Origin of the sequence: Massilia sp. ST3, from assembly GCF_018119405.1 — a bacterium.
Classification (GTDB): domain Bacteria; phylum Pseudomonadota; class Gammaproteobacteria; order Burkholderiales; family Burkholderiaceae_D; genus Telluria.
This window is the reverse complement of sequence record NZ_JAGPWC010000123.1, coordinates 1-8182: the sequence shown is the minus strand read 5'-3', so window position 1 is coordinate 8182 and position 8182 is coordinate 1. Positions and strand designations below refer to the sequence as shown.

The 8182-nt window shown below is 67.7% G+C and carries 7 protein-coding genes; 2 read left to right on the top strand and 5 right to left on the bottom strand.

Annotation, left to right across the window (positions count from 1 at the left end; all coding sequences use genetic code 11):
* Positions 1 to 148: 148 nt before the first annotated feature.
* The 4 genes from alaS to KBW98_RS23320 form a co-directional block, all read right to left on the bottom strand.
* Positions 149 to 2758, bottom strand: a complete 2610-nt coding sequence (gene alaS / locus KBW98_RS23335; protein WP_211522562.1) for an alanine--tRNA ligase — start codon at positions 2756 to 2758, stop codon at positions 149 to 151.
* Between the two features lie 161 nt (positions 2759 to 2919).
* The gene (locus KBW98_RS23330) at positions 2920 to 4581 is read right to left on the bottom strand and encodes a flagellinolysin (protein ID WP_211522561.1); all 1662 of its coding nucleotides are present in this window, start codon (positions 4579 to 4581) and stop codon (positions 2920 to 2922) included.
* Positions 4582 to 4653: 72 nt separating this feature from the next.
* Complete coding sequence (gene ugpQ / locus KBW98_RS23325; RefSeq protein ID WP_211522560.1) at positions 4654 to 5424, bottom strand: glycerophosphodiester phosphodiesterase; 771 nt, start codon at positions 5422 to 5424, stop codon at positions 4654 to 4656.
* Positions 5425 to 5458: 34 nt separating this feature from the next.
* Positions 5459 to 5806, bottom strand: coding sequence for a DUF1294 domain-containing protein (locus KBW98_RS23320; RefSeq protein WP_211522559.1), 348 nt, complete (start codon positions 5804 to 5806; stop codon positions 5459 to 5461).
* Between the two features lie 145 nt (positions 5807 to 5951).
* Here KBW98_RS23320 and KBW98_RS23315 point away from each other — a divergent pair, with 145 nt between their 5' ends.
* Entirely contained in the window at positions 5952 to 6470 is a 519-nt protein-coding gene (locus KBW98_RS23315) for a hypothetical protein (RefSeq protein WP_211522558.1), read from the top strand.
* A gap of 55 nt (positions 6471 to 6525) precedes the next feature.
* Positions 6526 to 6951, top strand: a complete 426-nt coding sequence (locus KBW98_RS23310) for a DUF3597 domain-containing protein (RefSeq protein WP_211522557.1) — start codon at positions 6526 to 6528, stop codon at positions 6949 to 6951.
* Between the two features lie 5 nt (positions 6952 to 6956).
* Here KBW98_RS23310 and KBW98_RS23305 read toward each other — a convergent pair whose 3' ends face one another.
* The gene (locus KBW98_RS23305; RefSeq protein ID WP_211522556.1) at positions 6957 to 8006 is read right to left on the bottom strand and encodes a zinc ribbon domain-containing protein; all 1050 of its coding nucleotides are present in this window, start codon (positions 8004 to 8006) and stop codon (positions 6957 to 6959) included.
* Positions 8007 to 8182 lie beyond the last annotated feature (176 nt).

The following is an 8182-nucleotide window of genomic DNA, read 5'->3' as shown; positions in this document are numbered from 1 at the left end:
GGGTTCGGTGAATCCACGGCCGGCTATCACCGCGGGGGGGGGGGGGGGGGGCGCGCCGCCCGGGGGGCGGGGGGGGGGGGGGGGGGGGCCCCCCCGGGGGGGGGGGCCCCGACGGTGTAACAGTGGCTTTGCTGAACGCAGGCGGCGCTTATGCGCGCTCGCCCACCCAGCCCGCGACGCCGGCCAGCGCCGCCGGCAGGCCCGACGGGTCGGTGCCGCCCGCCTGGGCCATGTCCGGACGGCCGCCGCCCTTGCCGCCCACCTGCTGGGCGACGAAGTTCACCAGCTCGCCGGCCTTGACCTTGGCGGTGGCGTCCTTGGTCACGCCCGCGATCAGGCTCACCTTGCCCTCCTGGACGCTGGCCAGCACGATGGCGGCGGTCTTGAGCTTGTCCTTCAGCTTGTCCATGGTCTCGCGCAGCGCGGTGACGTCGGCGCCTTCCATGGTCGCAGCCAGCACCTTGATGCCGTTCACGTCCACCGCCTTGGTCACCAGCTCGTCGCCCTGGCCGGCGGCCAGCTTCGACTTGAGCGCCGCCACTTCCTTCTCCAGCGCCTTGACCTGGTCCTGTACCTGGCCGATGCGGCTCGGCAGCTCGTCGGCGCTGGTCTTGAGCGCGCCCGCGGCTTCGTTCAGCTTGCGGGTGATGGACTGCACCAGCGCCAGCGCGCCCTCGCCCGTCACGGCTTCGATACGGCGGATGCCCGCCGCCACGCCGCCTTCCGAGACGATCTTGAACAGGCCGATGTCCCCGGTGCGGGTCACGTGCACGCCGCCGCACAGCTCTTTCGAGGAGCCGATGTCGAGCACGCGCACGGTGTCGCCGTACTTCTCGCCGAACAGGGCCATCGCGCCGTGCTTGACGGCGTCGTCGAAGGACATGTGGTGCGACTGGGTGGCGTGGTTCTCGAGGATCTCGCGGTTGACGATGGCTTCGACCTTGGCGATTTCCTCGGCCGTCACCGCGCTCGGGTGGCTGAAGTCGAAGCGGGTCTTGTCGGCGTCGACCAGCGAGCCCTTCTGCTGCACGTGGCTGCCCAGCACTTCGCGCAGGGCCTTGTGCATCAGGTGGGTGGCCGAGTGGTTGCGGATGGTGCGCGCGCGCTTGACGGTGTCGACTTGCGCGTCGACGGTGTCGCCGACCTTCAGCGAGCCTTCGCGCAGCACGCCGTGGTGGCCGAACACGTCGGCCTGGATCTTCAGCGTGTCGTCCACCTGGAACAGGCCGCCGGCGGCGCGGATCTCGCCCTGGTCGCCCACCTGGCCGCCCGATTCGGCGTAGAACGGGGTAGTGTCGAGCACCACGATGCCCGGCTGGCCGGCCTTCAGTTCCTGCACCGCCACGCCTTCGCTGTACAGCGCCAGCACGTGGGTATTGTGGGTCAGCGATTCATAGCCGACGAACTTGGTCTTCTCGCCCGCGTACTCGACATTGGCGGCCATCTTGAACTTGCCGGCCGCGCGCGCCGTCTGCTTCTGCTGCTCCATGGCGGCCGTGAAGCCCGCCTCGTCCAGGGTCACGTTGCGCTCGCGGCAGATGTCCGCGGTCAGGTCCAGCGGGAAGCCGTAGGTGTCGTACAGGGTAAAGGCGGTGGCGCCGTCCAGGTTCTTCGGATCCTTGGCCAGCTGGGCTTCCAGGATCTTCATGCCGTTTTCCAGGGTCTCGCCGAAACGCTCTTCCTCGGCCTTGAGCACCTGGGCCACGCGATCTTTCGCCTCGCGCAGTTCCGGATAGGCCTCGCCCATCTCGATGTCCAGGTCGGCCACCAGCTTGTGGAAGAAGGGCTTGGTCTGGCCCAGCTTGTGGCCATGGCGCAGCGCGCGGCGGATGATGCGGCGCAGGACGTAGCCGTGGCCTTCGCTGCTCGGGATGATGCCGTCGACGATCAGGAAGGAGGCAGCGCGGATGTGGTCGGCGATGACCTTGAGCGAGTTGTTGTTCAGGTCGGCCGCGCCGGTTTCGCGGGCGGCGGCCTTGATCAGTGCCTGGAACAGGTCGATCTCGTAGTTGCTGTGCACGTGCTGCAGCACGGCGGCCAGGCGCTCCATGCCCATGCCGGTGTCGATCGAGGGCTTCGGCAGCGGGGTCAGGGTGCCCGATTCGTCGCGGTTGAACTGCATGAAAACCAGGTTCCAGACTTCGATGAAGCGGTCGCCGTCTTCCTCGGCCGAGCCGGGGGGGCCGCCCCAGATGTCGGCGCCGTGGTCATAGAAGATCTCGGTGCACGGGCCGCAGGGGCCGGTATCGGCCATCTGCCAGAAGTTGTCCGATGCGTAGCGGGCGCCCTTGTTGTCGCCGATGCGGATGATGCGCTCTTTCGGCACGCCGATCTCGTTGGCCCAGATGTCGTAGGCCTCGTCGTCCTCGAAATAGACGGTCACGGTCAGCTTCTCGGCCGGGAGCAGGTAAACCTTGGTCAGCAGCTCCCAGGCGAAATTGATGGCGTCGCGCTTGAAGTAGTCGCCGAAGCTGAAGTTGCCCAGCATTTCGAAGAAGGTGTGGTGGCGCGCGGTGTAGCCGACGTTTTCCAGGTCATTGTGCTTGCCGCCCGCGCGCACGCAACGCTGCACCGTGGTGGCGCGCTTGTACGGACGGGTATCCAGGCCCAGGAACACATCCTTGAACTGCACCATCCCGCTGTTGGTCAACAGCATGGTCGGGTCGTTGCCCGGCACCAGCGGGCTGGAGCGGACGATGGTGTGGCCTTTGGACTCAAAGAACTTGAGAAACTTTTCGCGGATTTCGGAGGATTTCATGTCGTGGGGGCGGAAGAAGGCAGCATTCTGTATAAAGAAAGGATTATAGCCTAGCTGCTTGGGGGAATATTAGTCCAGCGATATTGACGTTCAGGAGGGACTGGACGGGCTGGTGGCGGGCGGCGGACCCAAGTTTGCCCGAACAGCTGAAACGATTGCGTTTACCGCAACAAGGACAAAACCGCCCTCGGCTGGCTATTCGCCTGCGCCAGCATCGCCGACGCCGCCTGCTGCAGGATCTGGCTGCGCGTCAGCCCCGCCGTGCTGGTGGCGTAGTCGACGCCCTCGATGCGCTCGCGCGCCGCGGACAGGTTCTGGGAATTGGTGTGCAGGGCATTCGCGGCCAGGTCGAGCCGGTTGCTGGACGCCCCCGCCACCACCCGCCGCTGGTTGACGAACTCCAGCGCCTGGTCGATGTGCAGCAGCGCCACCGACGAGCGGTCCATGTCGAGGTCGGCCAGGCCCAGGGCGGCCGCGTTCATGGCCGAGAACTCGATGTCGATCAGGTCCCCCGCCCCGTCGCCGGCCTGGACCTGCACCCGGCGCACGCCGGTGGCGCCGCCCAGCTCGGGATACTCGACATCGAAGCCCGCCAGGCCGTCGCTGGCATTGTTGGTGCCGGTGTCGGCCACCACCGCCCTGCCGTCGCGCGAGGCGCCGCCGTCGGCGTCCAGGCCGCCGATCGCTCCGGTGTCGGCATTGGCCAGGTTCATCTTGGTGTCGATGAAGTTTTCGCCATTCGCCCCGAAGTCGGCCATGAAGGCGGCGGCGGTGGCGTACACGCCGCCGCTGACCGCGTTCAGCGCCTGGTCGAGGTTGTCCGACTGGTGGGTAGTCAGGTGCTGCATCACGCCCTTGATGCCGCCCTCCACGCCCAGGTCCTTCATGCGGTCGTGCAGGTAGCGGCTGGCGGCGTAGGCGCCCTCGTAGCTGAAGGTGCCGCCGGAGATCGCGGCCACCAGCGCCCCCGACCCGCCGCCCACGGCGCCGGCCAGGCGCTCGTCCGCGCCCTGGATCAGTTCCGCCGTGCCCTCGATGAACCACTGGGGCAGCGACTGGAAGTTCATGGTGCGCGACATGATGGCGTGCGCCATCTCGTGGGCGACGACGCGGTCGCTGTAGAACGGCGCGCCGCCGCCATCGGGCGTCGTGGCCGTGCCGAAATCGGCCATGTCGATGTTGAGGTGGATGTTGGTGAACTTGCCGCCCGAGTAGGCGCCCGAGACCGAGGCCAGCACGTTGGACGCGCCGTCGGTCGTGTCGAGGTTGACGATCATCTTGGCGCCGTCCGCCTGCAGGCCGTAGTACTGCTTGACCATGTCCTCGGCCGAGCTCAGCCAGCCGGACTTCAGGCCGTCGATCACCACCCGCTTGCGCTCGTCGCCGCCGATGCTGGTCTTGTCCTGGGCGAACACGGCCTCGCCATTGAACTTGGTGTCCGTGCCGACCTGGGTAATGTGGTTGAGCAGCTGCACCGCCTCCTTCTGCAGGGCGGCCTTGTCGCCGTCGGAATAGCTGCCATTGCCCGCCGCCACCGCCAGCTCGCGCAGGCGCTGCAGGCTGTCGGTCACGCTCGCCATGGCGCTGTCGGCGACCTGCAGCATCGAGGTCGCGTCGTTGATGCTGCGGATGGCCTGGCTGATGCCGCGCTGCCCCGAGGCCATGCGCGCGGCGATGGCTTGCCCGGCCGGGTCGTCGGCGGCCCCGCCGATGCGCACGCCGGTGGTCAGGCGCGAGATCAGCTTGGCCTGGTCCTTCACGTGCGCGTCGAAATTACGCTGCGCGTTCAGGGAAAGCGGATTGGTATTGATTGACAATGACATTGTTGCCATACCCAAGGGGTGGTTGTCTGTATTTAACGACAACCTGTCAAAATTCTTGAGCGCCGGAAAGGTTTATTTGTGCGCGAGGGCAAAATCGGCCGGGATCAGGTCGATGCGGTCGGTGCAGAAGGCGTCCACGCCCCATGCCAGCAGCTCGCGGGCGCGCACGGGATCGTTGACCGTGTAGCAGAACAGGCCGAAGCCGGCCGCCTTCACCGCCTGCGCCTGTTCCGGCGTGAGGTGACGGTGGCTGGCGTGGATCGCGACGGCTTCGACCGAGCGCGCAACGCTCTCCCAGCCCGGCGCCAGGCGCTCCATCAGGCAAGCGCGCGGCACGGCCGGCGCGGCCTCCATGGCCGCCTCCAGCGCAGCATGGCTGAACGAGGACAGCAGCGGCACCCGGGCCAGCGCCGCCCCGCCCTGCTCCAGCTCGCCGGCATACATGGCCGCCGCGATGCGCGCCACCGCCGCGCCGGTGGCGCGCTCGAAGCCGGGCGCGGGCTTGATCTCCATGTTCATCCACACGCCGTGCGCCTTGCAGCACTGCGCGAACTCGACGAAGAGCGGCACCGGCTCGCCGCGGAAGCCGCGCCCGAACCAGCTTCCCGCATCCATGGCGGCCAGCTCGCGGGCGTCGTAGTCGAACACGTTCCCGCTGCCGTTCACGGTGCGGCCCAGGGCGGCGTCGTGCATGACCACCGGCACGCCGTCGCGCGCCAGCATGATGTCGAACTCGATCGCCCGGAAGCCGTGCTCCATGCCGCGGCGCAGGCCGGCATAGGTGTTCTCCGGCGCCAGGGTGCCGCCGCCGCGGTGGGCCAGGATCCGGGGGTAAGGCCACATGCGCCGCTCCTTGATATGAATCAGACTTGGATGATCAGACTCGAGACTCGCCGAACTGCCGCGACAGCCACACGAACAGGGCCAGGTTCAGCGCCACCGTCAGCTGGAATTTCCACTGGAACGAGGCCTTGGCCGTCTTGTGGCGCAGCCATTGCTGGGCCAGCAGCCCTCCCGGCCAGCCGCCTGCCAGCCCCAGCGCCAGCAGGGTGAGCTCGGGCGTGCGCCAGGCTTTCGTGCGCGCGGCCGACTTGTCGAGTGCATAGGCGACGAAACAGGTCAGGCTGGTCACCAGGTAGGCCGCGCCCACCAGCGGCGGCAAGGCCCAGGCGACGGTGGCGAACAGGTAGAACCCGGCGAACAGGATCAGGGGAAGATAAGGCATGGCGACAGCTTACGATTCCCCATCGCGAATGTCCATATGGCAAAAAAGCACGGACTTTGCGGCGTCACCGTTCGTTAACGAACAGAGAAAAGCATGTCAAGACGCCTACGCTCGACCTTCATCCCCGCAACGGCAGGAGAACGACATGGCTTTTGATCTAGGAAACCTGTTACAGCAATACCTCGGCGGCGCGGCCAATGCGAACCAGGGAAATCCCGAGGACGATTTCGACCGCGTGGCCCAAAGCGCCCCGCGCGAGCAGGTGGCCCAGGGCGTGGCCGGCGCGCTGCGCTCGGACCAGACCCCGCCCTTTCCGCAAATGGTGAGCCAGCTGTTCGGGCAAGGCAATCCCAACCAGCGCGCCGGCATGCTGAACCAGATCCTGGCCACCCTCGGCCCGACCGTACTGGCCCAGCTCGGCAACGGCGGGCTCGGCAACCTGTTCGGCGGCCGCACGCCGACCCAGGTGACGCCGGAACAGGCCTCGCAAGTCTCGCCCGAACAGGTGCGCGACCTGGCGGAGAAGGCGGAACAGCAGAATCCGGGCATCGTCGACCGCATGGGCGACTTCTATGCCGAGAACCCGACCCTGGTCAAGGCCATCGGCGGCGCGGCGCTGGCGATCGCGCTCGGCCACATGGCGCAAGGCATGCGCCGGCAGTGAACGGTGAGCAGTGCAGCGACTGGCCTATCCAATCAACAACAACAGCGAGGACATCATGGGCATTCTGAGTAATATCTTCCACAAGATCTTCCCGGGTTCGGCGCCGAAGGCGACCGCCCCTGCAGCTCCGGCGCAGAAACCGGCGGCGCCGGCGCCAGCCGCTCCGGCCGCCCCGCAGGCGCAGCCGCAAGCCCAGGCGGCGCCGGCCGCGGCGCCGATGCAGCAGGTCGACGTCGAGCAGATCCTGAACGACATGCAGAAGTCGGCCGGCCAGCAGCTGAACTGGCGCACCTCCATCGTCGATCTGCTCAAGCTGCTCGGCCTGGACAGCAGCCTGGCCGCGCGCAAGGAGCTGGCGGCCGAGCTGAACTATTCCGGCGACACCAGCGATTCCGCCACCATGAACATCTGGCTGCACCGCCAGGTCATGAACAAGCTGGCGGCCAACGGCGGAAAGGTGCCTGCCGACCTGCGCGACTGAGGATGCTAGTCGGCCAGGGTGGTATTGGCCGCCGTCCCGCACGAGAAGCAGAAGCGCGCAAACGCGTTCTTGCGCGTGCTGCAGCAGCCGCAGCGGTCGAACAGGCCGATGCCGCAGTGCGGGCAGAAGTCGATACTGCTGTCCTTCATGTCGACCGGGCGCTCGCAGCCCGGGCACACGCTCTTGGCCAGGCGCGCCAGCGCCAGGTCGTAGCGCATGGTCTGGCGCCGCTCGGTGTCGGGCAGCGCCTCGGCCGCCTTCTGGCGCGCCAGGTAGTCCTGCAGCCAGCGGATCGCGTAGCGCCCCACCACGAAGGTAATGACGATGCCGACCAGGTAGCGCACGTAGCCGCCATAGCTGGGCAGGTAGGGCACCAGCTCCACGAAGAAGGCGAACAGCGCGAACAGGATGAAGCCCCAGGCGAAGGGCCAGTCGGGGCTCTTGCGCTTGTGCTTGAACAGCCAGGCGGCGACCAGCAGCAGCGGCAGGGTCAGCGCCAGGCGGTACAGGAAGACGCGCAACTCCTTGGCCCTGGACGCCTCGTAGAACGCCTGCCTGGCCGGCTCCTCGAGCCGCGCCAGGCGCATCTGCGCGCGCTCGGCGGCCTGGGTGGCGTCGAGCATGGCCTGCTGCTCCTGTTCCACCGCCCCCAGCGCCTTGCGCTCATCGAGCTCGAGGGCGTCGAGGGCCCGGGTACGGGCCACCAGCTCGGGATCCTGGTCGGGGCGCGCCGTGGCCTGGCGCGTGGCCAGCCAGTTGTCGAAGGTGGCGCGCGAGGTGCGCGTGTTGGATTGGGCGACCGTGTGCTTTTGCGAGGCCTGCTCAAACCGCTCGCGGGCCGCCTCCTGCCTGGCGCTGGCCTGGGCCAGCTCGGCGCGCGCCGCGCCCAGCTGGGCCGGGTCCATGAACTGCTCGACGGTGAGCGGGTCTTCGACGTCCCACAGGTTCCCGACCACCAGGCTGCCCAGGCCGATCAGGAAACCGGCGAACACGAAGGCCACCAGCCACAGGGCGCGCTGCAGCCATTTCTCGGTCAGGCGCAAGCCTTTGTTCATTGGAGACTCCTCTCATGATGATCGAGTCGCCAGTGTGCCATCGGGAATGTGGGGCGGCCAGCGCCTTGCGCAAGGGATACGGCCTGCGCTACGCGGGGTACCGTGGGGCGATACCGGGGTCGGAGGTAATGCGTGCGTTGGACGCGTGGACGGGGAACCCGTCCACCCTACAGCGG

Bases quoted from the DNA above. Each gene is read 5' to 3' on its own strand.
- KBW98_RS23315 (WP_211522558.1), top strand. From the start codon at position 5,952: ATGGCTTTTGATCTAGGAAACCTGTTACAGCAATACCTCGGCGGCGCG.
- alaS (WP_211522562.1), bottom strand. From the start codon at position 2,758: ATGAAATCCTCCGAAATCCGCGAAAAGTTTCTCAAGTTCTTTGAGTCC.
- KBW98_RS23330 (WP_211522561.1), bottom strand. From the start codon at position 4,581: ATGTCATTGTCAATCAATACCAATCCGCTTTCCCTGAACGCGCAGCGT.
- KBW98_RS23305 (WP_211522556.1), bottom strand. From the start codon at position 8,006: ATGAACAAAGGCTTGCGCCTGACCGAGAAATGGCTGCAGCGCGCCCTG.
- KBW98_RS23310 (WP_211522557.1), top strand. From the start codon at position 6,526: ATGGGCATTCTGAGTAATATCTTCCACAAGATCTTCCCGGGTTCGGCG.
- KBW98_RS23320 (WP_211522559.1), bottom strand. From the start codon at position 5,806: ATGCCTTATCTTCCCCTGATCCTGTTCGCCGGGTTCTACCTGTTCGCC.
- ugpQ (WP_211522560.1), bottom strand. From the start codon at position 5,424: ATGTGGCCTTACCCCCGGATCCTGGCCCACCGCGGCGGCGGCACCCTG.